The organism is Isoptericola sp. b515 (assembly GCF_030588125.1).
GTDB lineage: Bacteria > Actinomycetota > Actinomycetes > Actinomycetales > Cellulomonadaceae > Isoptericola > Isoptericola sediminis.
The window spans coordinates 331,236-355,286 of sequence record NZ_JAUQYR010000004.1 but is presented as its reverse complement, the minus strand read 5'-3'; the positions used below and the strand labels follow the sequence as shown (position 1 = coordinate 355,286).

Here is a 24,051-nt window from a genome sequence, read left to right as displayed (position 1 = left end):
CGTCAGTCGCCGCTGTTGAAGATCGCCAGCAGGCGCAGCAGCTCCAGGTACAGCCAGACGAGCGTGACGATGAGGCCGAAGGCCGCCGACCAGGCGAACTTCGCCGGGACGCCCTGCTCGACACCGCGCTTGATGAAGTCGAAGTCCATGATCAGCGACATCGAGGCCAGGACCACGGCGATGATGCCGACGACGATGCCCATCGTGCCGCCCCGCATGCCCCAGCCCTCGAGGACGCCGGTCCAGACCAGGACCACGTTGACCAGGGAGAACACGAGGTAGCCCACCATGCCGATGAGCAGGAAGCGCGTGAACTTCGGGGTGACGCGCACCTTGCCGGAGCTGTACAGGAACAGCGCCACGGCGAACACCGACAGCGTCGCCAGCACCGCCTGGAGGACCACGCCGTCCTGCCACGACTCGTAGAACTTCGAGATCCCGCCCAGGAACACACCCTGCGCGGCGGCGTACAGCGTGATGAGCACGGGGCTCGGGTTCTTCTTGAAGGCGTTGACCAGGCCGAGCACGAGACCGACGATCATGCCGCCGATCCACAGTCCGGGCGCGATCGACCAGGTCGCCGCCGCCACGACGACCAGCAGCGCGAGCAGCCCGCCGGTCTTCATGATGACGTCGGTGTAGGTCAGGCGCTGCGTGTCCACGGGGGTCGCGGACGGCGCCTCGTACATGTTCTGCAGGGACGCGGCGTCGGCGGCCTGTGCGCCGTAGGCGCCGTACTGCGCCGGGCGCGCGGCCGTGGCGGCTCCGCCACGCCCGGTGCGGCGCGGCTCGCCGAAGACGTCGCTGTTCGAGAAGACGGGGTTGCTCATGAACTCCTCCTGGTCGCGGCTGCCGGATGCGCACGACGGGTTGTCGCGCGCAGTGCCGGGTCGCTGGCCGTGACACTCATCCTAGGCAACGCGCGGACCCTGTCACACGTTCCCGCCCTCGGCGGCGTCCCGGCGCTAGGCTCGGGACCAGCGGCGTGCAGCGTCCGACGAAGGAGTGGCGCCCATGATCGAGGCACGAGGCCTCTCGAAGAGGTACGGCGACAAGCTCGCCGTCGACGACGTCTCCTTCACCGTGCGCCCCGGCGTCGTCACCGGGTTCCTCGGCCCGAACGGTGCCGGCAAGTCGACGACGATGCGGCTGGTCATGGGCCTGGACCGACCGACCTCGGGCACGGTGACCGTCAACGGACGCCCCTACGCCGACCACGCACGCCCCCTGGCGGAGGTCGGCGCCCTGCTGGAGGCCAAGGCCGTGCACCCGGGACGCACCGCACGGCGTCACCTGCAGGCGCTGGCCGCGACGCACGCCATCCCGGACTCCCGCGTCGACGAGGTGATCGACCTCACCGGCCTGACGGACGTCGCGCGCAAGCGGGTCGGCGGGTTCTCGCTCGGGATGGGGCAGCGGCTCGGCATCGCGGCGGCGCTGCTCGGCGACCCCCGCACGCTCATCCTCGACGAGCCCGTCAACGGGCTGGACCCGGAGGGCGTGCTGTGGGTGCGCCACCTCGCGCGCCGGCTCGCCGCGGAGGGACGCACGGTCTTCCTGTCCAGCCACCTGATGAGCGAGGTCGCCCAGACGGCCGACCACGTCCTGGTCATCGGACGGGGCCGGATCCTCGCCGACACGTCCGTCGCCGAGCTGCTGGACGACGCCGCCCGTCGCCGCGTCCGGGTACGCACCCCGGAGCCCACGGCCCTGGCGGAGGCGTTGCGCCGGGCGGGCGCCCAGGTCACGGCGTCCGAGGACGGCGGACTGGACGTCGCCGGGACGGAGGCCGCACGCATCGGCGAGCTCGCCGCCGCCGAAGGATTCGTGCTGCACGAGCTGACGCCGGTCTCCTCCACGCTGGAGGACGCCTACCTGTCGCTGACCTCGGACGCCGTCGAGTACCACGCCGAGGAGGTCTCCTGATGACCGCGACCGCCGCCTCCCCCGCCGCACCGACCTCGCGGGTGCCCGTGCGGCCCGTCTCGTTCGTCGGTGCGCTGCGCTCGGAATGGATCAAGTTCAGGTCGCTGCGCTCGACGGTCTGGACGGTGCTCATCACGGCCCTGCTCATGGTGGGGTTCGCCCTGATGATGGCGTCCCTGCTGAACACCGCCTCGACCGAACCCGAGATGCAGGAGGGCATGTCCTCCGACCCGGGGCTGCAGGCCCTGGGCCTGACGGGGACGACGGCGGTCACGCTCGGCTACTCGTTCGCCCAGCTCGCCGTGGCGGTGCTGGCCGCGCTGACCGTCACGAACGAGTACTCGACCGGGATGATCCGCGCGACGTTCTCCGCCGTGCCGCACCGGTTGCCCGCGCTGTGGGCCAAGCTCGTGGTGGTCGTCTCGGCGACCGTCGTCGTGATCTCGCTCGCCCTGGGCGTGGCCGTGCTGGTCACGATGCCGATCCTGGACTCCGCGGGGCTCCCGGTCGACCTGTCCGATGCGGACCAGGTCCGTGCGCTGGTGGGCTGCGTCCTCTACCTCGCCACGGTGGCGGCGTTCTCCCTGGCCGTCGGCGCGCTGCTGCGGCACACGGCCGGAGCGATCTTCACTCTCGTGGCGCTGTTCTTCGTGCTGCCGATCATCTTCCAGATCGTGGTCTCGGCGTCGGACGCCGTCTGGGCCGAATGGGTCAACAAGCTGCTGCCCTCGGTCGCCGGGGAGCGGATCATCTCGACCGGTGTCACCCCGCCCACGCTGCTGGAGCCGTGGGTCGGGTACGGCGTCCTGGCGGGGTACACGGTCGCGCTGCTGGTCGCGGCAGGCGTCGCGTGGCGGCGCCGCGACGCCTGACCGGGGAACCCCCGGCCGACGTCGCGGCCACCGCCCGGCTCAGCCGGCCGCCCCCGCGGCGGTCGTCTCGCGGTCCGTGGGCTCGACGACCGGGCCCTCCTTCTTCTCGGCCCGCCGACGCCGGCGTGCGGCACGGCGCTCCGTGCGGCCCTCCACCAGCGTGTACAGCACCGGGACGATGAGCAGCGTCAGCAGCGTCGAGGAGATCAGACCACCGATCACGACCAGGGCCAGCGGCTGGGAGATGAACGCCCCGCCACCGGTCAGCCCGAAGGCCATGGGGGTCAGCGCGAAGATCGTCGCCAGCGCCGTCATGACGATCGGCCGCAGTCGCTTGCGGGCGCCCTCGCGCACCGCGTCCTCCAGGGTGCGGCCGCGTCGGCGGTACTGGTTGATGAGGTCGATGAGCACGATGGCGTTGGACACCACGATGCCGACCAGCATCAGCACGCCGATGAGCGCCGCGACCCCGAGCGGGGTGTCGGTGACCAGCAGCGCGACCAGCGCACCGGTGGCGGACAGCGGCACCGAGACCAGCAGGATGAGCGGCTGGATCAGCGACTTGAAGGTCGCGACCATGATCACGTAGACCAGCGCGATCGCCGCCAGCAGGGCCAGGCCGAGGTCGGCGAACGCCTCCTCCTGGTCCGCGGTCACACCCCCGACCTCGACGGTCGCCCCGGCCGGCAGGTCGAGGCCCTCGATGGCGGCGGACACCTCGGCGCTCAAGGTGCCGAGGTCCTGGGCGCCCGGCGTCACGGAGACCGTGGCGGACCGCTGCCCGTCGGCGCGGCTGATCGAGGCGGGCGTCTCCACCTCCTCCACGACGGCCACGTCGTTCAGGCGCACCGTCCCGGAGGCGGTCGGGATCTTGATCCTCTCGATCTTGCCGACCGTCTCGGGCGCCTCACCGGTCACGACCAGGGTCTCCAGGGGCCCGTCGCCCAGGTCGACCTCGCCCACGGTCTGCTCCGGGGTCATCTCGCCGGAGACGACGGCGGCGACCTGCGTCTCGCTGAGCCCGGCCTCGGCCGCGGCCTCCCGGTCGACGTCCACCTGGAGGACCGTCTGGGCGGTCGCGAGGTTGTTGGTCACCTCGGCGACGCCGTCGAGGTCGGCGACGGCGTCCTGCACCGTCCGGGACGCCGTCCCGAGGTCGTCGAGGTCCGTCGCCCGGACGACCAGGTCGATCGTGTCGGCTCCCCCGAACCCGGAGTCCCCGGTGGAGACGCTGATCTCCGTCGTGGGGCCGTCGTCGGCGAGACCCTCGACCGCGGTGCGGACCTCGTCCTGCACCGCGACGCCGTCGGCGTCCTCGTCGAGGGTCACGGAGAAGCTCGCGCTGGGCGCGGCGCCCCCGCCGAAGAACGCCGCCTCGGGCGAGTCGCCGGCTCCGACGGAGGTCTGCACCGTCTCGACGCCGTCGACGCCGGCGATCGCCTGCTCCATCTCGCGCGCGGCGTCGTCCTGCGCCGCGAGGGAGGCGGTGTTCTCGAACGTCTGGGTCACCGCGAGCGTGTCCTGACCGGAGTCGCCGATGAAGTTCGTCTCCAGGCGGGGCACCAGGGCGAGCGTCCCGCCGAGGATGCCGACGGCCAGCAGCAGCGAGATCCACGGGTGGCGCAGCGAGGCGGCCAGGCTGGGCACGTACGCCCGCTGCCACAGGCCCCGGCGCTCCTTGGCCTCGGCCGCCTCGCGGATCGCCCGGCCGCCGTCGGTGGCCTCCTCGGAACCCTTCGGCGCCTTGACGAACCAGTACGCCAGGACCGGCACGATCGTCAGGGCCACGAGCAGCGAGGCGAGCATCGCGATGGCCACGGTGAACGCGAACGGGCGGAACAGCTCCCCGGTCATGCCGGAGACGAGGCCGAGGGGCAGGAAGACGGCGACGGTGCAGATGGTCGAGGCCGCGATGGCGCCGGCGACCTCACCGGTCGCGGTGAGGATGGCGCTCTTCTTGTCCTCGCCGTACGACAGGTGTCGCTTGATGTTCTCGATGACGACGATCGCGTCGTCGACCACGCGGCCGATGGAGATCGTGAGGGCGGCCAGCGTGAGGATGTTCAGGGTGTAGCCGGTGACGTCCATGACGAGGAACGCCGTCGCCAGCGACAGCGGGATGGACACCGCCGAGACGAGCGTGGCGCGCATCGACAGCAGGAAGACGAGGATGATCAGGACCGCGAAGACGAGACCGAGCCCGCCCTCGGTCGCGAGCCCCTCGATGGACTCCTCGATGAAGGGCGCCTGGTCGAACACGACGGCCGTGGTGATGCCGGCCTCGTCGAGCTCGGCGGCGTTGGCGTCGATGGCCTCCTGGACGGCGTGCGAGACGTCGACGGTGTTGCCCTGCGGCGTCTTGATGATGGCGATGCCCAGCGAGGGCTCGCCGTCGAGGCGCGAGAAGGAGGTCTGCTCGGACGGGGCGACGGAGATGTCGGCGACGTCGCCGAGCAGGACGGGCTCGGGCGGGGCGGGGGGTGCGTTGGCGTCGGGCAGCCCCTCGGGCTCCGTGCCGGCGCTGCCGTCGGCCGGTGCCCCGGCGGCGCCGTCGGTCCCGGACGGCGGCACGGCACCCTGCGCACCTGCCGCGGCGGCCGCGGGGTCGTCCGTCGCTCCCGCGGCGCCCCCGTCGGTGGGCGCGGCGGCGGACACCGTCGGCACGAGGGGGATCTCCCGCAGCTCCTCGAGGCTGCCGAGGCGGGTACCGGCTTGCAGGGAGTAGGTGTCGCCCTCCTCGGTGACCGTCCCGGCCGGGACGACGGTGCCGTAGTCGGTGAGCACCCGGGTGACCTGCGCGACGTCGAGTCCTTCGTCGGCGAGGTCGCCGGGGTCGACGTCGATGAGGATCTGGTCGTCGACCGCGCCGCTGACCGTCACGGAGCGGACGTCCTCGATGTCCTCCAGGTCCGGCACCAGCACGGCGTCGATCTGGTCGGCCAGCTCGGCGAGGTCGTCGCCCGCACCGGCCGCGGCGAGCTGGATGACGGGCAGGTCGTCGAGGGACCCGGTGATGACCTGGGGCTCGACGTCCTCCGGCAGGGCGGACTGGATCTGCGTCATGGCGGTGGTCAGCCGCTGCGTGGCGGCGTCCATGTCGGTGCCGTAGGCGAACTCGACAGTCGTGGTCGACGTCCCCGTGGAGGCGGTCGAGCTGATGGACTCGATGCCGTCGACGGCCTGCACCGCGGCCTCGACCTGCTCGGTGACGTTCTCCTCGACGACCTGCGGCGAGGCGCCGGGGTACGTCGCCAGGACGACGCCGGCGGGGAACTGGAGGGAGGGGATGAGCTCCTGCTTCAGCGAGGTCAGGCTCAGGGTGCCGAAGACGAAGATCGCGACGGTCACCAGGGCGACCACGGCGCGGTTCGCCAGGGACAGGCGGGCAAGGCGGAACACACTCACTCCAGGGCGTGGACGATCAGCGACGGTCGTACGGGAGCACAACGGATCCTCAGCATACGAAGTTCCCGGGGGTGGTCCACCGCACCGTGGCGCACGTCACGCCGAACGCCCTCCCGGGACGGGTCGTCGACCCGGGAGGCGTCCCGTGTCGAAACCGCGGGAAACGCATTCCAAACATCTGTTGGCAAAGATGTCTTTGCAGCGCTATGTTTGGACCATCCGCCAGACCTCACCGCAGGAGACGCCATGATGCTCACCGCCACCGCACCGCGCCCGACCGTCGTCGACCGCGTCGGCGGCCGCGTCGCACGGCTGCTGGTCGACGCCGGCACCCACCTGGGCGACACCCTCACCGCCCGCGCGGAGCACCGCGCCAGCCGTGCGAAGCACCGTGACGCGCACGCCCGGGACCGCCGCGCCCGGGGCCGACACCAGCACCTCGCCGTCGAGCGGACGCGCGACAACACCGCGCAGATCAACCCGCTGGGTCTCCGCTGAGGTCTCGGCACAGTACGGTCGTGACATGACGGACCCCTCCACGCCGGCACCGGACGCCCCCCGGCCGCCCGCCCCGGTCGACGCGGCCCGGCTGCGGGGACTGTCGCACCCGCTCCGCGTCCGGATCCTCGACCTGCTCCAGGTGCACGGGTCCCTCACCGCCAGCCGCCTGGCCGAGCTCGTCGGCGAGTCCAGCGGATCCACCAGCTACCACCTGCGCCAGCTCGCCAAGCACCAGTTCGTCCGGGAGGTCGAGGGCAAGGGCACCGCCCGCGAACGCTGGTGGGAAGCGACGCCGGGGGGTCTCGTCATCGGGCCGGCGGCGGCCGACGACGCGGGCGTCCGCACCACCCGCTCGCTCGTCCGCGCCGGCTTCGAGCAGGCCCGCCAGGAGAAGATCTGGCGACTCCTCGACCTGATGAACGAAGACCCCGCGCAGATCCCGGACTCCGCCGGCTGGGAGGAGGCGATCACCCTCATGACCGCCAATGCGCACGCGACGCCCGAACAGCTCCTCGGACTGGTCGAGGCCGTCCAGGCGACGATCACCGCCGAGATCAGCCGGCTCGAGAGCCAGGAACCCGACCCGCGGTCCCGGCCCGTGCAGATCCACTTCAACGCCTTCCCGGTCGTCCCCGACGAGGGGCCGGCACGACCCGCCGGCACCGACACCGCGGGTCACGGCGACACGCTCGGCTGACCCCCGGGCGCCCTCAGCGCCTGGTCACCGCCGAGGCCCACAGCCAGGCGAACCCCTCGCGGCCGACAGGGTCGACGTACCGCACGTACACGGCACGCGGGGTCCAGGCGAGCGCCTCGCCGTCCGCCTGGAAGGTCCTCCCCCGGCCGTCCGTCACCCACGCGGTCACCGGCAACGGCTCCGGAGGGCGGGTCGGCGGCTCCCGGCGCGCCTCGGGCGGGACCTCGGTGGCGACGTCACGCAGCGGCACACGCTCGATGCCGCGGTCGCCCTCCCCACGCCGTGTCGAACTCATGTTCGAATGCTAGCGCGCCAAGCGCCCCGTCGTCCTGGAGGTAGCCGAAAGGCCGCCGGAGACGCAAGGATGCGCCCATGACGCTGTTCGAGTTCCTGGCAGAGCGACTCGGCGAGGACGAGATCTCGGCCCGGGAGGTTCCGTCCGGCCGCTGGCCCGTCGTGGCCGACGACGGACTGCTGACCGACTACCTCACCCGCCTCGACCCCTCCCGTGTGCTGGCGGAGGTCGAGGCGAAACGCCGGATCGTGGAGCTGCACGAACCCTTCATCATCGGCGATCTCGGTGAGACGCTCTGCTACCGCTGCGGCCACGGGAACGAGTCCGACCCCGGTGCGCGATGGCCCTGCCTCACGGTCGCCGCCCTCGGGACCGTCTACGCGGACCACCCGGACTACGAGGAGAGCTGGCGGCCGTAGGACGCTGCGGGGCTCGCGGCACGCTGCTCCGACGTGCCCCGCGGCCCCGCACGCCTCCTCGACGCCGGTCGGCTCCCGGGTCGCGGCAGCCGACTACCCAGGAGAACGCCGAGGATCACGAGCACACCGCCGGCGAGCTCCCCCGGGGTCGCCGTCTCCCCCAGCACGAGCCACGCCGCGGTCATGCCCACGACGGGCACCAGCATCGAGAACGGCGCGACCACGCCCGCCGGGTGGCGCGACATCAGCCAGGTCCACAGACCCGACCCCGCCACGGTGCCGAGCAGCACCGTGTACGCGAGGCCGACGACGGCACCGACGGCGCCCGGGTCGTCGTAGGAGACCAGCGAGGTCCGGATGCGGTCCGGCCCCTCGACGAGGAGCGAGACCGCCAGCATCGGCAGGGGCGGCACCACCGACATCCACAGGGCCAGGTGCAGCGGGTTGCGCGGCCTGGCCTGCCGGTTGCACACGTTCCCGATGGCCCAGCCGAAGGCACCGGCCAGCGTCAGCAGGAAGGGCAGCACAGCGGCGTGCTCGGCCCGTTGCCACCCGACGACCGCGAGTCCCGCCACCGCGACGAGGATGCCCACGAGCTGGCGGCCGCTGAAGCGCTCGCGCAGGAACGTCGCACCCAGCACGACGGTGAAGGGCCCCGACGCCTGCAGGACGAGGGAGGCGAGCCCGGCCGGCATCCCCGCCGCCATCCCCCAGTACAGGAACGTGAACTGCAGCACGCCGAAGCCGAGGCCGTAGCCGATCAGCCAGCGCACCGGCACCCCGGGCCACGGCACGAGCAGGACGGTCGGCACCGCCAGGACGGCGAACCGCAGCGCCACCAGGAACAGCGGCGGGTAGTGCTGCAACGAGGCGTCGATGGCCAGGAAGTTCAGGCCCCACAGCACCGCCACGAGGGCGGCGAGGAGACGATGACGGGTCGGCACGTCCTCATGCTCGACCTGTCCGAGGATGAAGGACAAGCGAAACTTTCTTCATCGACGACGTAGGCTGACTTCATGGAAGTCCGGCACCTCGAGCTGCTGCGCGAGCTGGCGGACCGGGGCAGCATCTCTGCCGTCGCCGCAGCCACGCATCGCACGCCCTCCGCCGTGTCCCAGCAGCTGCGCACGGCCCAGCGCGAGCTCGGTGCCGCGTTGGTGGAGCCGCACGGGCGCGGGGTCCGGCTGACCGACGCGGGCCGGCTGCTCGCGGACGGTGCGGTGGAGGTCGCCGTCGCGCTGTCCGCCGTCCAGGCGCGCTGGGACGCGTTCCGCGACGCGCCCGCGGGCACGGTCTCCGTGGCCGCCCTGCCGAGCGCCGCCACCTACCTCTTCCCCGCGCTGGAGCGGGACCTGGCCGCGAGCGGCGTCGAGCTGCGACTGACCGAGCTCGATCTCGCCGAGGCGGAGTACGGCGCCATGACCGCCGACCACGACGTCGTCGTCGCGCACAGCATGACCAGCGTGCGGCCGCCCGGGACCGACGGTCTCGTCGTCGTGCCCGTCGTCGACGAACCGATCGACGTCGCGATGGCCACGCACCACCGTCTCGCGGCCCACGGCACCGTGTCGCCGGCCGACGTCGTCGACGAGGTCTGGGTGGGTGTGCCCCGGGGGTTCCCGTTCGACACCGTGCTGCGCACCATCGAGCAGGCCACGGGGGCGCAACTGGACGTGCGCCAGCGCCTGCTCGACAACCGGCTGGTGGAGGCCCTGGTCGCGACCAGCTCACGGCTGGCGGCGCTGCCCCGGTTCACCACGCCGGTCGATGACGGGCTCACGCTCCGTCCGCTGACCGGCGTACCGGCCGTGCGTCACCTCTCCGCGGTGATGCGACCCGACCGCGCCCGACGCCGGGCCGTCCGACACGTGCTGGACAGCCTCACCGCCGCCGCCGCGGACACGGCCCGGCGTCACGGCGTCGAGGGCCGGCGGCCCCGCGACGGTTCGACGTCGGCGTGACCACGCCGGGCCCGTGGCCCACGCGGGCTGACGCCGCGGTCCGTGCCCCCGCCCGGGTTCGAACCGGGACTGGACCGGGTTTAAGCCGGCTGCCTCTGCCAGTTGGGCTACGGGGGCGTGCGGGACGACGATCGGGCGGCCTCGATCGACAGCTCCGGTCCCGATCGGCAGCTCAAGATACCGAACGGGACGGGAGCGTCGACCGGGACCGCCCGATGCGTGCTCGCCGGGACGTCAGCCGCCGTGCTCAGCCTTGGCCGCGGAGGCCTCCGCCTTCTGCTCGACCTTCTCACCCTGCTGCTTCGGCGGCACCGAGGCCTTGCGGAACTCGTCGCGCGGGTCGTGCAGCGAACCGAGGGAGACGATCTCGCGGCCCATGAGGAACTGGCCGATCCAGCCGATGAGGATGCGGAACTTCCGGTTGCCCGTCGGCATCGCCATGACGTGGTAGCTGCGGTGGGCGAGCCAGGCGAGGGGGCCCTTGAGCTTGACGAAGCCGAACAGCTCCGCCACGCCCTTGTACAGGCCGAGGGAGGCGACCACGCCGATGTTCTTGTGCTTGTATTCCACCAGCGACTCGCCCTTGAGCTGGGCGATCAGGTTGTCCGCGAGCTGGGTGGCCTCGCGGATCGCGTGCTGCGCGTTCGGCGGGCAGAACGAGCCGGGGTTGAGCAGGTCCGGCACCGCGGCGCAGTCACCGGCGGCCCAGGCGTCCGGGACGACCTCGCCCTCGGTGCCGTCCTCGTTCGTCCGCGCGACCTGCAGCGTCGGCAGGACCGTGACGCGACCCATCTTGTCGCTGGGCAGGTCGGAGCTGTCCTTGATGACCGGGTTCGCCTTGACCCCGGCCGTCCACACGATCGTCTCGGTGTCGAACTCGACACCCGTGGAGGTCACGACGTGGCCGTCCTCGCAGGAGGACAGGAACGTGTTGAGGTGGAACTCGATGCCGCGCTTCTTCATCTCCTCGAGCGCCCACTCGCCCATGGGCTCGGAGACCTCCGGCAGGATGCGGCCGGCGCCCTCGATCATGACGAACCGCAGGTCCGACTCCTCGATGGTCGGGTAGTTGCGGGTCGCGTAGCGCGCCATGTCCTCGATCTCGGCGAGCGCCTCGATCCCCGCGAAGCCGCCGCCGACGAAGGTGAAGGTCAGCATCCGCTCGCGCAGGTCGGCGTCCCACGTGGACGAGGCGACGTCCATGCGGTTGAGCACGTGGTTGCGCACCGCGATGGCTTCCTCGACGTTCTTGAAGCCGATGGCGTTCTCCGCCAGGCCCGGGATGGGCAGCGTGCGCGAGACCGAGCCGAGGCCGACGACGAGGTGGTCGTAGGAGACCTCGTAGTCCATGCCCTCCTCGGGCGAGATCGTGACCTTCTTGTCGCCGTGGGCGATGTTGGTGACCTTGCCCTGCAGCACGTCGATGCCCTTGAGGGCGATCCGGTGCGGGGCGACCACGTCGCGCGCGTCGATCGAACCGGCGCCGGCCTCCGGCAGGAAGGGCGCGTACGTCATGTAGGGGCGCGGGTCCACGACGACGATCGCCGCCTCGCGCTTGCCGAGCTTCTTGCGCAGCCGGCGCGCCACGTACAGCCCGACGGAGCCACCGCCGAGCACGACGATGCGAGGCACCTTGCGGGGGCGCGGTGCGGGCGCGGGCGCGTCCTGGGCAGGGTTGTCCGTCGACAGAACGTTCTGAGGCATGACCACCAGTCTACGACTGCCTCACCTCGGATCGCACGGGAGGTGACGGCCTGTGCTGACGGTCACCGCCCCGGACCGCTGTGACCAGGCGTTTGCGCCGACATCACGGCACAGGATCGGCAGAACGGACACCCCGAAGGTGTCCACGATGTGATCGGTCGGTCAGACGAGGGACAGCGCGATGCCGTCGAGGATGTCGCTCTCGCTCGTGACGACCTCGGTGAGACCACCACCCGCCGCGGCGACGTCGTCGCGCACCCGGGCCACGATCTGCGACCAGATCAGCGCACCCGCACCGATCACGTCGGCCCGGCCCGGGTGCATGAACCCCAGCGCGAGCCGCTCCTCGCGAGTACGCCGCAGCAGGTCGTCGCAGGCCGTCAGCACGTCGTCGACGCCGAGCACGGTGCCGTTGATGGCGTCCCGCTGGTAGCTCGGCAGCCGCAGGGCGTGCGCCGTCACCGACGTCACGGAGCCCGCGAGCCCCACGAGGGTGGCGGTGCGCCCCAGCGGCACGACCCGGGCGGCCTCGTCGAGGGCCGCGTCGACGTCGGCCCGTGCCGCGGCGACCTCGTCGGCCGTCGGCGGGTCGGACGGCAGGTGACGCTCGGTGAGGCGCACCGAGCCGACGTCCATCGACACGGCCGCGTCCGGCGTCGTCGTACCCAGCACCAGCTCGGTGGAGCCGCCGCCGAGGTCGACCACGAGGTAGGGGCCCGGGTGGCCCGCGGCCTCGCCGCTCGTCGCACCGCGGAAGGACAGCTCGGCCTCCTCCTGGCCGGTGATCACCTCCGGGTCCACGCCGAGCGCGGCGCGCACGCCCGCGGCGAACTCGTCCCGGTTCCGGGCGTCGCGGGTGGCGGACGTCGCCACGAACCGGACCCGCGTCGCCCCCAGCTCGGCGGCGACCTTCGCGTACTCCCGCGAGGCGGCGAGCGTGCGCTCGAGCGCCTCGGGCGCCAGCTCACCGGTGCGGTCGACGCCCTGGCCGAGCCGCACGATCTGCATCCTCCGGTCCAGCTCGGTCAGGGTGCCGTCGGCGGCGACGTCGGCCACCAGGAGGCGGATGGAGTTCGTGCCGCAGTCCACGGCGGCCACACGGGTGCTGCTCATCACGGACGCACCCTCTCACCCCGGACCGACACGTGCGACGTCAGCACGAGCACCGGTCCGGGCGCCACTGGTCCCGGACCATCGCCAGCGCCTCGTCACCCAGCGGGTTGACCCCGGGGCCGGCGGCGAGGCTGTGCGCGACGAGCACGTGCAGGCACTTGACCCGGGTCGGCATCCCGCCGGCCGAGATGCCCTCGATCTCCTCCACCTGGCCGAGCTCCGCCCGACGCGCCAGGTAGTGCTCGTGGGCGGCCCGGTAGGCGGCGGCGAGCTCGTCGTCGACGGCGAGCCGGTCGGTCATCTCCTTCATCACGCCCTCGGCCTCGAGGCGGGAGGCCGCGGCGACGGCGCCGGGGTGGGTCAGGTAGTACGTCGTCGGGAAGGGCGTGCCGTCCGGCAACCGCGGCGCGGTGCGCGCCACCAGCGGGCGCCCGCACACGCACCGTGCGGCGACGCCGACGACGCCCCGGGGCGTCCGGCCGAGCTGCTCGGCCATCACCTCGAGGTCGTGGGGGGTCGCGACGGTCGGGTCGTCGCCGGGTGCCGGCGCGGTGGACGGGGACGAGGGTTCGGGACTCACCCGGTCATTGTCCCTCGCCGGGGCCGGGGGTCTCCACGTCGGCCGGGTCCACGCCCGACCCGGGGTCCACCACCGCGCGGTCCGCGGCCTGCACGGACTCCCACATCGCCTGGTACCAGGGGGCGCCCGTGGTGCCCGCCCCGACGTCCGGTGTCGGGTCGGTCCCCGTGACCGGCTCGTCGTCCTGCTCGATCTCCTCGGCGTCGACGACACGCCAGGCGGTGTCCCCGGGCAGCACGTAGTTCAGCCGGCTCCGGGCCTGCTGGATGACGTAGGTCCGGTCGTCCCAGCGCGCCAGCTCGTTCTCGAGCTGGTCCCGCTCGGCCTGGTTGGCGGTCAGCTCCGCCCGCAGGCGATCGATCTCGGCCTGCTGCTGCACCGCGCCGCGCACCGTCGGCAGGAGCAGGACGAACGCGAGGAGCACCACGACCGAGAGCACGATGAGCCGGACGGTGAGCACCTCGGGCAGGACCAGCCCGAACCGGCTGCGGCGCCGTTCGTCCCGCGACGGGCCGGCCGGGCGGCGCGAGGCGCCGGCTGTGGCGGACGCCGACGACGTCGTGCGGGTCCGTCCGCCGGTGGAGCGCGAGGACGGCCGCGGCCCGGGGTGGCCGGTCGGGCGCGTCGGACCCCGGCGGGGTCGGGGCGTGGTCGGTCGACGGGAGGACACGTCCCGATTCTGCCGGTCCACGGGACGCGAGCGGCTCACCCCGCCCGGCGTGCCCGCGTCCGGGCCGACTGCGCGGGTCAGGACGACCGGGCGCGAGTCAGGTTCACAGACCGCGAGTCAGAAGGATCGAGCGCGAGTCAGAACGGCCCGGCGCGAGTCAGAAAGATCGAGCGCGAGTCAGGACGATGGGGCCCGTCCCAGGAACGACGACGGCCGGTCGCCCCTCGCGGAGGGGCGACCGGCCGTCGGTCGTACGGGCTCGTCATCCTGACCCGTGCGGATCAGTCCTGACTCGCGCGAGTCGGTCCTGACCCGCGACCCGGTCGGGCGTCGACGTCAGCCCTGGTAGCGCGGGAAGGCCGACTTGCCGGCGTAGCGCCCGGCGTCGTCCAGCGCGTCCTCGATGCGCAGCAGCTGGTTGTACTTGTTGACGCGCTCGCCGCGAGCCGGCGCACCGGTCTTGATCTGACCGGCGTTCGTGGCCACGGACAGGTCCGCGATGATGGTGTCCTCGGTCTCGCCGGAACGGTGCGAGGTCATCGTGGTGAAGCCGTTGCGCTGCGCGAGCGTCACGGCGTCGAGCGTCTCGGTGAGGGTGCCGATCTGGTTGAGCTTGACCAGCAGGGAGTTCGCCGCCTTGAGCTCGATGCCCTTGGTCAGACGCTCCGGGTTGGTGACGAAGAGGTCGTCGCCCACGATCTGGACCTTGTCGCCGATGCGCGCGACCAGGGTGCTCCAGCCCTCCCAGTCGTCCTCGGCCAGCGGGTCCTCGATGGAGACCAGCGGGTAGTCCTCCACGAGCTGCTCGTAGTACTCGGTCATCTCGGCGGCCTGCAGGCTCTTGCCCTCGAAGGAGTACTTGTCGTCCGAGAAGAACTCGGTCGAGGCCACGTCCAGCGCGAGCGCGACGTCGTCGCCGGGCTTGTAGCCGGCCTTCTCGATCGCGGTGATGATCAGGTCGAGCGCGGCACGGTTGCTCGACAGGTTCGGGGCGAAACCGCCCTCGTCGCCGAGACCGGTCGCCAGGCCCTCGGCCTTCAGCACGCCCTTGAGGGCGTGGTAGACCTCGGCGCCCATGCGCAGGGCTTCCTTGAAGGACTCCGCACCGACCGGCGCGATCATGAACTCCTGGATGTCGACGTTGGAGTCCGCGTGGGACCCGCCGTTGAGGATGTTCATCATCGGCACGGGCAGGACGTGCGCGTTCGGGCCGCCGACGTAGCGGAACAGGTCCAGGCCCGCGCTCTTGGCCGCGGCCTTCGCCACGGCGAGCGAGACGCCGAGGATCGCGTTCGCGCCCAGCTTGCCCTTGTTCGCGGTGCCGTCCAGCTCGATCAGCGTCTGGTCGATCAGGCGCTGCTCCTCGGCGTCGTAGCCGATGAGCTCGGGAGCGATGTCGTCGATGACGGCGTTGACCGCGCCCTCGACGCCCTTGCCCAGGTAGCGGTTCTTGTCGGCGTCCCGGCGCTCGACGGCCTCGAAGGCGCCCGTGGAGGCGCCCGACGGGACCGCGGCACGGGCGAACGTGCCGTCGTCGAGGGCGATCTCGACCTCGACGGTGGGGTTGCCACGAGAGTCCAGGATCTCGCGTGCGCCAACGGCTTCGATGCTTGCCACGGATGCTCCTTCTGCAGGGCTCGTGGGCGGTCGGGGCCAGGCCCGGACGCTCTGACGTCCCGTGGCAGCCGACGCCCACGACGTTGGAGGGTTGACGCCCCCAGGGTAGCCCTCACGTGGCGGGCCCGCCGTCCTGCCCGGCAGGCGAGCACCCGCTGTCCGGAACTCACCCGCGCACCGCGGGGCGGCCGCACTATCGTGACGAGGGTGGAGGGCTTCTGGGACTTCGTCGGCTCCTACTGGTGGCTGGTGTTCCCGCTGAGCGGGATCATCGGCGGGTGGGCCGGTGGCGTCCGCCGGTGGGACGAACGCCGACGCCGGGACAAGATCGAGCTCTACCGGCTCCAGCACGCGGACCGCGTCGCCGCCGCGGAGGCGGAGGAGTCGCTGACCGACGAGATCGAGCGCACGATCGCGACGCACGAGGAGACCGAGCGCCGCTGGCTCGAGTACGAGCTGGACGCCGTCAAGACCCTCGACTTCCCGGTCATGACCGACATGCGCGAGCAGGTCACCGTCGACTACCACCGCGCACGCCGGGAGGCCGAGGCGCTGCGGCCGGAGGACCCGGCCGACCTGCGCGACCGTCGGCGGCTGGACCGCTACGGCGCAGCGGTGCGCGAGTACCAGCTCACGTTCGACGTCGCCGAGCGCGAGGCGAAGCGGCGTCGGGCCTCCGACTTCTCGGCGGAGGAGCGGCGGGCGCTGGACCGGGCGAAGAAGCTGCTGGCCCTGGCCGACGACGACGGCGCCTCCCCGGCCGAGCGGCAGTCCGCCTACCGCCGGGCCATGAAGGAGCTCGAGGGCATCGTCGTGCTGCCCGACGCCGCCACCGCCGCCATCGAGCAGCGGATCGCGGGCGAGCTGGGCGCCACCGCCCACGACTCGTCGGACCGCGGGGACACGACGCCCTGACGGCCCGTCCCGGGACCGGGACGGGCCGTCAGGGCGTGCTCGTCAGGGCGCTCAGCTCGTGCCGAGGGACACCTGCGCCGCCGCGAGCCGCGCGATCGGGACGCGGTACGGCGAGCACGAGACGTAGTCCAGGCCGATCTCGTCGAACAGGGCGATCGACGCCGGGTCGCCGCCGTGCTCCCCGCAGACGCCGGTCTTGAGGTCCGGGACCGTGTCGCGACCCTTCCGGACGCCGGTGCGGACCAGCTCGCCCACGCCGTCGACGTCGATGCTCGCGAACGGGTTGCCCGGCAGGATGCCGGCCTCGACGTAGGCGTTGAGGAAGGAGCCCTCCGCGTCGTCGCGCGAGATACCGACCGTGGTCTGGGTCAGGTCGTTGGTGCCGAACGAGAAGAAGTCGGCGTGCGCGGCGATCGCGTCGGCCACGAGCGCGGCCCGCGGCAGCTCGATCATCGTGCCGACCGAGTGCGGCACGTCGTCCCCGGGCACCTCCTCGGCCCAGGTCTCCTCGACGACCTCGCGCATGCGGCGCAGCTCCTCGTCGAACCCGACCAGCGGCACCATGATCTCGACGTGCGGGTCCTGGCCCCGCTCGCGGACGGCGCGGGCCGCGCGGGCGATCGCCCGCACCTGCATCCGCGCGATCTCCGGGTAGAGCAGCGCGAGCCGCACGCCCCGGGTGCCGAGCATCGGGTTCATCTCGCTGAGCCGCTTGACGTGCGCGAGGAGCTCGCGGGCGTCGTCCAGCTCGGGGCCGGTGGTGCCCGCGTCCTCGAGCCGCTGGACGTGCACGGACTGCTCGACGAGGTCCGGCAGGAACTCGTGCAGCGGCGGGTCGATGAGCCGGATCGTGACCGGCAGCCCGCTCATCGCGGTGAGGATCTCCTCGAAGTCCGCCTGCTGCATCGGCAGCAGCCGCTCCAGCGCCGCGGCCCGCTCCTCGGTGGTCTCGGCGAGGATCATCGACTGCACGACGGGCAGCCGCTCGGCATCCATGAACATGTGTTCCGTGCGGCACAGGCCGATGCCCTCGGCACCGAGCTCACGGGCCTTGGCCGCGTCCGGGCCGGTGTCCGCGTTGGCGCGCACACCCAGGCGTCGCACGTCGTCGGCCCAGGCCAGCACCGCGGTGAAGTCCTCGGTGATCCGCGGTGGCACCAGCGTCAGCGCGCCGGCGTACACGTCGCCCGTGGTGCCGTCGATGGTGATGGTGTCCCCCTCGGAGAGCACCGTGTCCCCGACGGTGACCGTGCGGGCCTCGACGTCGATCTGCAGCTCGCCCGCACCGGCGACGCACGGCTTGCCCATGCCCCGGGCGACGACGGCGGCGTGCGAGGTCATGCCGCCGTGGGTGGTGAGCACACCCTGGGCCGCGATGACGCCGTGGATGTCGTCCGGTGTCGTCTCCCACCGCACGAGCACCACGGACTCGCCGGCGTCCCCGCGCTCGGCGGCGGTGTCGGCGTCGAACACGACGGTGCCGACGCCGGCACCCGGCGAGGCGTTCAGGCCGCGGGTCAGCGGCTTCTCCCCGTGCTCGGGGTCGAGGCCCGGGTGCAGGAGCTGGTCGAGCTGGGCGGGCTCGATCCGCCGCAACGCCGTGCTGCGGTCGATGACGCCCTCGGCGACGAGGTCGCGGGCGACCTTCAGCGCCGCGGCGGCGGTGCGCTTCCCGGTGCGGGTCTGCAGCAGGTAGAGCTTGCCGTCGTCGACGGTGAACTCGATGTCCTGCATGTCGCCGTAGTGCTGCTCGAGCCGGGCCATGGTGTCCAGCAGCTCGCGGTAGGCGTCCGGCAGGACCTCCTCCATCTCGGCGAGGGCGCGCGGGGTCCGGATGCCGGCGACGACGTCCTCCCCCTGGGCGTCGACCAGGAACTCGCCGTAGAGCTCCTTGGCCCCGGTGGCGGGGTTCCGCGTGAAGCACACGCCGGTGGCGGACGTGTCGCCGCGGTTGCCGAACACCATCTGCATGACGTTGACCGCCGTGCCGAGGTCGTCGGGGATGTCGTGCGCCCGGCGGTAGACGTTCGCCCGCGGGGTGTCCCACGAGGAGAACACGGCCTGCACGGACCGGCGGAGCTGCTCGCGCGGGTCCGTGGGCAGCCCCTGGCCGGTGTGGCGCAGTGCCACGGTGCGGAAGGTGTCGACCAGCTCCTGGAGGTCCTCGACCGTCAGCTCGTTGTCGAGCTCGACGCCGCGGCGGGCCTTCAGCGCCGAGATCTCGTCCTCGAACGCGTGCCCGGGCACCCCCTCGACGACCTCGCCGTACATCTGCAGGAAGCGGCGGTAGCAGTCCCAGGCGAACCGGGGGTTGCCGGACTCCTCGGCCAGCCCGACGACGGACTCGTCCGAGATCCCGAGGTTGAGGATGGTGTCCATCATGCCGGGCATCGACATCACCGCACCGGACCGGACGGAGACCAGCAGCGGCCGCTCCGCGGCGCCCAGACGCCGGCCCGTGCGCTGCTCGAGCGCGTCCAGGTGCGCGAGGATCTCCTCCCAGAGCCCGTCCGGCCAGGTGCCGCCGGACTCCATCGTGGCGACGCAGGCCTCGGTGGTGACGGTGAACCCGTCGGGCACGGGGACGCCGATGCGGATCATCTCCGCCACCCCGGCCCCCTTGCCGCCGAGCAGCGGCTTCATCTCCGCGGTTCCCTCGCCCAGGTCGTAGACGAGCCGTCGGCTGCGGGCCTCGGCGACGCTCTGGTCGGTGCGGGCGTGCTCGGACTGGTCGGTCATGGCTCCCTTGCCTTCCTCTCAGCTCCGGGCGGAAGGATCGCTCCGCCCGTCGGCGCTTGTGGGCAGGACTGTACGGGTGCGGCGCCGCGCTGTCACAAGATCGATGATCCGCCCCGCGGCCTCCTCCAGGGCCAGCGTGGTGGTGTCCAGCACCGGGCACCCGAGCCGGCGCTGCACCTGCGCGACGTCGTCGAGCTCGTCGACGATGCGCGCCAGGTCGGCGTACCCGCCGAGGCTCCCGGAGCCCTGCCGCGCGGCCCCCATGAGGTCCACCCGGCGCCGGCGGATCGACACCAGGCGCTCCGGGTCGATGGTCAGCCCGACGAGCTTCCAGGAGTCGACCCGGAACAGCTCCGGCGGCGGCGGGACGCCGGCGACGAGGGGGATGTTCGCGGTCCGGTAGCCCAGGTAGCCGAGGTACATCGACAGCGGCGTCTTGCCGGTGCGCGAGGCGCCGACCAGGACGATCTGCGCCTCCTGGAGCCCGTCCGGCGTGACGTGACCGTCGTCGTTGGCGATCGCGAACTCCATCGCGTGGATGCGCTCGAAGTAGTCGGCCGCGAGCCCCACCGGTTGGACGAGCCGGGCGGGTTCGGCCCCCGTCCGGGCGGTGACGGCGTCCAGGGCCGGGGTGAGCAGGTCGGCGCACGGGATGTCCAGCTCAGCGCACCGGTCGATGACCTGCCCGTGCAGCACCTCGTCCACGACGGTGCAGAACACGACGGCCAGGTCCGGGTCGGCGCGCAGCTGCTCCACGACGTCGTCGAGCCCCTCCTGGCTGTGCAGGCGCGGGTGCCGCACGACGACGACCTCGAGCTCGGGGTACTGCGCCTGGACGGCACGGCCGACCCGGGCACCGGTGTCACCGGTCGAGTCCGCGACGACGTGGATGACGACCCGCTCGGAGGTGATCATGGGCCCAGGCTAGGCCCGGGGACCGTCGTCGCGCCGGGTGGGCCGGGCGCGTCGTCAGCGCGTGGCCGTCCCGGCCGCCGCGGCGGCCGACACCTCCCCCAGGACGACGGCGTCCACCAGCTGCCGTGCCCAGTCCAGCAGCGCCGCGCCGCGCAGCGGTTTGCCGCCGATCCGCGCCGTGGTGGGGAACGGGACGAGGAAGGCCCGGATGCCGGGCTTGAGGACCGTGCCGGGGTACAGCCGCTTGAGCCGCATCTGGGCCGACTCGGGGAGGTCCACCGGCGCGAAGCGGATGTACTTGCCCTGCGCGGTGATGTCGGTGAGCCCGGCCCGCCGCACGTGGTTGCGGAACTCCGCCACCCAGAACAGCGACTCGGTCGGTTCCGGGAGCGCCCCGTACCGGTCGGTCAGCTCGGCGCGGACCTCGGCCAGGGCCGCGGAGTCCTGCGCGGCCGCGATCTTCTTGTACGCCTCGAGGCGCAGACGCTCCGTCGCGATGTACGACTCGGGCAGGTGCGCGTCGACCGGGAGCTCGATGGTGACCTCGGGTTCCTCGGCGTCCCCCTCGCCCTTGAACGCGCGGACGGCCTCGCCGACCATCCGCACGTACAGGTCGAACCCGACACCGGCGATGTGGCCGGACTGCTCGCCGCCGAGCAGGTTGCCCGCCCCACGGATCTCGAGGTCCTTCATCGCGATCTGCATGCCCGCCCCGAGGTCGGTGTTCGCGGCCATCGTCGCCAGCCGGTCGTGGGCCGTCTCGGTGAGCGGCCGCTCCGGGGGGTACAGGAAGTAGGCGTAGGCACGTTCGCGACCACGGCCCACGCGACCGCGCAGCTGGTGGAGCTGCGACAGCCCGAAGGTGTCGGCGCGCTCGAGGATCAGGGTGTTGGCGTTGGAGATGTCCAGGCCGGTCTCGACGATCGTGGTGCACACCAGGACGTCGACCTCCCGCTCCCAGAAGGCCCGGATGACCTGGTCGAGCTGGTTCTCGCTCATCTTGCCGTGCGCGACACCCACGCGGGCCTCCGGCACGAGCTCACGGATCTTCGCCGCCGTCCGGTCGATGGACTCGACCTTGTTGTGGATGTAGAAGACCTGCCCCTCGCGCAGCAGCTCACGGCGCACCGCCGCGGCGATCTGCCTCTCCTCGTACGCACCGACGTAGGTGAGCACCGGGTGGCGCTCCTCCGGGGGCGTGGCGAGCGTCGACATCTCCCGGATGCCGGTGACCGCCATCTCCAGCGTGCGCGGGATCGGCGTCGCCGACATCGCCAGCACGTCGACGTTGGTGCGCAGCTGCTTGAGCGTCTCCTTGTGCTCGACGCCGAAGCGCTGCTCCTCGTCGACGATCACCAGGCCGAGGCTCTTGAAGTGCACCGAGCCCGTGATGAGTCGGTGGGTGCCGATGACGATGTCGACCGAGCCGTCCTTGAGGCCGGCGATCGTCTCCTCGGACTCCTTGGCGCTCTGGAACCGCGACAGGGCGCGGACGTTCACCGGGAACCCCGCGTACCGTTCGGAGAACGTGTCGAAGTGCTGCTGCACCAGCAGCGTGGTGGGCACGAGCACGGCCACCTGCTTGCCGTCCTGGACGGCCTTGAACGCCGCCCGGATCGCGATCTCGGTCTTGCCGTAGCCGACGTCACCGCAGATCAGCCGGTCCATGGGGACGGTCTTCTCCATGTCGGCCTTGACCTCGTCGATGGTGACGAGCTGGTCGGGCGTCTCGACGTAGGCGAAGGCGTCCTCGAGCTCCCGCTGCCACGGGGTGTCCGGCCCGAAGGCGTAGCCCTCGGTGGCCATGCGCGCCGAGTACAGCCGGATGAGCTCGCTCGCGATCTCCCGGACGTGCTTGCGGGCGCGCGCCTTGGTGTTCTTCCAGTCGGCGCCGCCCATCTTGTTCAGGCTGGGCGACTCCCCGCCGGTGTACTTGGTGACCTGGTCGAGCTGGTCCATCGGCACGAACAGCCGGTCCCCCGGATGGCCCCGCTTGGACGAGGCGTACTCGATCACCAGGTACTCGCGGGTGGCCGCGCTCGCCCCGGCGCCGAGGGTGCGCTGCACCATCTCGACGAACCGTCCGACCCCGTGCTGCTCGTGGACCACGAAGTCGCCGGCCTGGAGCTGCAGCGGGTCGACGACGTTGCGGCGCCGGGAGGGCATCTTGCGCATGTCGCGGGTGGTCGAACCCTGCCGACCGGTGAGGTCGGCCTCGCTGAAGACCGCGAGCCGCAGCTCGGGGACGACGAACCCCTTGCCGACCAGCGCCGGGACGACGTGCACGACGCCGCCCTCGGGTTCGGTGGCCAGGTCCGTGGACAGCCGGGCCGCGGTGTCGGACGCGCCGAGCTGCTCGACCATGCGCTTGGCCGGTCCGGGGCCCTCCGTGGTGAGCACGAGGCGCCAGCCCGCCTTCTGCAGCCCCCGCACGTCGTCCAGCGCACGGGCGACGTCCCCGCGGTAGGACTCCACGTCGCGGGCGGCGATCGTGACCGTGGTCGCGCCGTCCTCCCCCGTCGCGACGGGCGGCGCGTCCTCGTCGGCGGTCTCGGCCCCCTCCAGGGAGAACGCGGACAGCGTCCACCAGCCCAGGCCCCGGCGGGCGGCGACCTCGCGGGTCTCGGCGAACGTCGCGAACGACGCGGCGGACAGGTCGATCGGTGCGTCGGCACCGGCGACGGCGCCGGTCCAGGCCGCGGCGAGGAACTCCTCGGTCGTGGCCACGAGGTCGTGGGCGCGACGCCGCACCCGCTCCGGCTCGTCCAGGACCAGCAGCGCGTCGTCGCGGACCAGGTCGAGCACCGGCACCATGCGCTCCACCAGCACCGGGGCGAGGGACTCCATGCCCTCGACCGCGACGCCCGCGGCGAGCTTGTCCAGCATGTCGGTGGCGCCCGGGAGCTGCTGCACCAGGTCCGCGGCCCGGGCGCGCACGGCGTCGGTGAGCAGGATCTCGCGGCACGGCGGTGCCCACAGCCCGTGGTCGGCGATCTCCAGGGACCGCTGGTCGGCCACGGCGAACCACCGGATCTCGGTGATCTCGTCGCCCCAGAACTCGATGCGCAGCGGGTGGTCCTCCGTCGGCGGGAAGACGTCGAGGATGCCGCCGCGCACGGCGAACTCCCCCCGGCGCTCGACCATGTCGACGCGGGTGTAGGCGGCGGCCACGAGGGCGTCGCCCACGGCGGTGAGGTCCGCCTCCTGCCCGGTGCGCAGCGCCACGGGCTCCAGCTCGCCGAGGCCGTCCACCACGGGCTGCAGCAGAGCCCGCACCGGCATCACCAGGACGTCGACGGGGCCGGTCGGGCCTGCCTCGTCGGGGTGGGCGAGCCGCCGGAAGACCGCGAGGCGGCGGGCCACGGTGTCGGCGCGGGGCGACAGCCGTTCGTGCGGCAGCGTCTCCCACGAGGGCAGTACGGCGATGCCGTCGGACCGGTCGTCCGGCAGGTACGCGCGCAACGCGGCGGCCAGCTCGTCGGCGTCCCGGCCGGTCGCCGTGACGACCACGAGGGGGCGCTTCTCGGCGGCGGCGGCGAGCAGCGGCGCGCGGACGCCCCGCGGACCGACGACGTCGACCTCGCCGCCCTCGGGGACCGCGTCGAGTGCAGCGGCAGCGCCGGGGTCGGCGAGCAGAGCAGGGACGATGCCGGTGAGGTTCATGAGAGTCCTTCGTGCGCACGGCGACGGGCCCACCTCGCCCCGGGGCGGGGCGTGCGGGC

At 72.5% G+C, this 24,051-nt stretch carries 19 protein-coding genes and 1 tRNA gene; 7 read left to right on the top strand and 13 right to left on the bottom strand.

Annotation, left to right across the window (positions count from 1 at the left end; translation table 11 throughout):
* Positions 1–2 precede the first annotated feature (2 nt).
* Entirely contained in the window at positions 3–830 is an 828-nt protein-coding gene (locus Q6350_RS13590) for a Bax inhibitor-1/YccA family protein (RefSeq protein WP_171246980.1), read from the bottom strand.
* Between the two features lie 184 nt (positions 831–1,014).
* Between Q6350_RS13590 and Q6350_RS13585 the strand changes: the two genes are divergently transcribed.
* Positions 1,015–1,926 carry an ABC transporter ATP-binding protein gene (locus Q6350_RS13585; protein ID WP_305066468.1) on the top strand — a complete coding sequence of 304 codons (912 nt, stop codon included), beginning with the start codon at positions 1,015–1,017 and terminating at the stop codon, positions 1,924–1,926.
* Positions 1,926–2,798 carry an ABC transporter permease subunit gene (locus tag Q6350_RS13580; RefSeq protein WP_304607611.1) on the top strand — a complete coding sequence of 291 codons (873 nt, stop codon included), beginning with the start codon at positions 1,926–1,928 and terminating at the stop codon, positions 2,796–2,798. Before Q6350_RS13585 ends, Q6350_RS13580 begins: the two co-directional genes overlap by 1 nt.
* Positions 2,799–2,837: 39 nt before the next feature.
* On the opposite strand, the gene Q6350_RS13575 is transcribed toward Q6350_RS13580, so the two are convergent.
* Positions 2,838–6,203: an efflux RND transporter permease subunit gene (locus Q6350_RS13575; protein ID WP_305066467.1), complete on the bottom strand. Its 3,366-nt coding sequence runs from the start codon at positions 6,201–6,203 to the stop codon at positions 2,838–2,840.
* 246 nt (positions 6,204–6,449) lie between these two features.
* Here Q6350_RS13575 and Q6350_RS13570 point away from each other — a divergent pair, with 246 nt between their 5' ends.
* Positions 6,450–6,701 carry a hypothetical protein gene (locus tag Q6350_RS13570; RefSeq protein WP_304607609.1) on the top strand — a complete coding sequence of 84 codons (252 nt, stop codon included), beginning with the start codon at positions 6,450–6,452 and terminating at the stop codon, positions 6,699–6,701.
* 25 nt (positions 6,702–6,726) lie between these two features.
* On the top strand, positions 6,727–7,401 hold the full coding sequence (locus tag Q6350_RS13565) for a winged helix-turn-helix domain-containing protein (RefSeq protein WP_305066466.1): 675 nt from the start codon (positions 6,727–6,729) through the stop codon (positions 7,399–7,401).
* Between the two features lie 13 nt (positions 7,402–7,414).
* Here Q6350_RS13565 and Q6350_RS13560 read toward each other — a convergent pair whose 3' ends face one another.
* Entirely contained in the window at positions 7,415–7,696 is a 282-nt protein-coding gene (locus Q6350_RS13560) for a hypothetical protein (RefSeq protein WP_305066465.1), read from the bottom strand.
* 77 nt (positions 7,697–7,773) lie between these two features.
* On the opposite strand from Q6350_RS13560, the gene Q6350_RS13555 reads away from it, so the two are divergent.
* Positions 7,774–8,115: a DUF6221 family protein gene (locus Q6350_RS13555; protein ID WP_304607607.1), complete on the top strand. Its 342-nt coding sequence runs from the start codon at positions 7,774–7,776 to the stop codon at positions 8,113–8,115.
* Here Q6350_RS13555 and Q6350_RS13550 read toward each other — a convergent pair.
* Positions 8,091–9,059 carry an EamA family transporter gene (locus Q6350_RS13550; RefSeq protein ID WP_305066464.1) on the bottom strand — a complete coding sequence of 323 codons (969 nt, stop codon included), beginning with the start codon at positions 9,057–9,059 and terminating at the stop codon, positions 8,091–8,093. The genes Q6350_RS13555 and Q6350_RS13550 overlap by 25 nt on opposite strands.
* 72 nt (positions 9,060–9,131) lie before the next feature.
* On the opposite strand from Q6350_RS13550, the gene Q6350_RS13545 reads away from it, so the two are divergent.
* On the top strand, positions 9,132–10,076 hold the full coding sequence (locus Q6350_RS13545) for a LysR family transcriptional regulator (protein ID WP_304603244.1): 945 nt from the start codon (positions 9,132–9,134) through the stop codon (positions 10,074–10,076).
* Positions 10,077–10,119: 43 nt separating this feature from the next.
* On the opposite strand, the gene Q6350_RS13540 is transcribed toward Q6350_RS13545, so the two are convergent.
* The 6 genes from Q6350_RS13540 to eno all read right to left on the bottom strand — a co-directional run bounded on the left by Q6350_RS13540 (position 10,120) and on the right by eno (position 15,760).
* Positions 10,120–10,193: transfer RNA gene (locus Q6350_RS13540), tRNA-Leu, on the bottom strand.
* 117 nt (positions 10,194–10,310) lie between these two features.
* Positions 10,311–11,780 (bottom strand): NAD(P)/FAD-dependent oxidoreductase, encoded by a 1,470-nt coding sequence (locus Q6350_RS13535; RefSeq protein ID WP_171246989.1) that lies wholly within the window; start codon positions 11,778–11,780, stop codon positions 10,311–10,313.
* A gap of 162 nt (positions 11,781–11,942) precedes the next feature.
* Positions 11,943–12,893 carry a Ppx/GppA phosphatase family protein gene (locus Q6350_RS13530; RefSeq protein ID WP_304603243.1) on the bottom strand — a complete coding sequence of 317 codons (951 nt, stop codon included), beginning with the start codon at positions 12,891–12,893 and terminating at the stop codon, positions 11,943–11,945.
* A 40-nt stretch (positions 12,894–12,933) separates the two neighbouring features.
* Positions 12,934–13,389, bottom strand: coding sequence for a DUF501 domain-containing protein (locus Q6350_RS13525; protein WP_304603778.1), 456 nt, complete (start codon positions 13,387–13,389; stop codon positions 12,934–12,936).
* 88 nt (positions 13,390–13,477) lie between these two features.
* Positions 13,478–14,143: a septum formation initiator family protein gene (locus Q6350_RS13520; RefSeq protein WP_305066462.1), complete on the bottom strand. Its 666-nt coding sequence runs from the start codon at positions 14,141–14,143 to the stop codon at positions 13,478–13,480.
* Positions 14,144–14,479: 336 nt separating this feature from the next.
* A complete protein-coding gene (gene eno / locus Q6350_RS13515; protein WP_304603241.1) occupies positions 14,480–15,760 on the bottom strand; it encodes a phosphopyruvate hydratase in 1,281 nt (426 codons plus the stop codon).
* A gap of 207 nt (positions 15,761–15,967) precedes the next feature.
* Between eno and Q6350_RS13510 the strand changes: the two genes are divergently transcribed.
* Entirely contained in the window at positions 15,968–16,675 is a 708-nt protein-coding gene (locus tag Q6350_RS13510; RefSeq protein ID WP_304607605.1) for a hypothetical protein, read from the top strand.
* A 51-nt stretch (positions 16,676–16,726) separates the two neighbouring features.
* On the opposite strand, the gene ppdK is transcribed toward Q6350_RS13510, so the two are convergent.
* The 3 genes from ppdK to mfd are packed head-to-tail and all read right to left on the bottom strand — an operon-like array spanning position 16,727 to position 23,992.
* Complete coding sequence (ppdK, locus tag Q6350_RS13505) at positions 16,727–19,414, bottom strand: pyruvate, phosphate dikinase (protein WP_305066460.1); 2,688 nt, start codon at positions 19,412–19,414, stop codon at positions 16,727–16,729.
* Positions 19,415–19,432: 18 nt separating this feature from the next.
* Entirely contained in the window at positions 19,433–20,329 is an 897-nt protein-coding gene (locus Q6350_RS13500) for a pyruvate, water dikinase regulatory protein (RefSeq protein ID WP_304603237.1), read from the bottom strand.
* A 54-nt stretch (positions 20,330–20,383) separates the two neighbouring features.
* Positions 20,384–23,992: a transcription-repair coupling factor gene (gene mfd / locus Q6350_RS13495; protein WP_305066459.1), complete on the bottom strand. Its 3,609-nt coding sequence runs from the start codon at positions 23,990–23,992 to the stop codon at positions 20,384–20,386.
* Positions 23,993–24,051 lie beyond the last annotated feature (59 nt).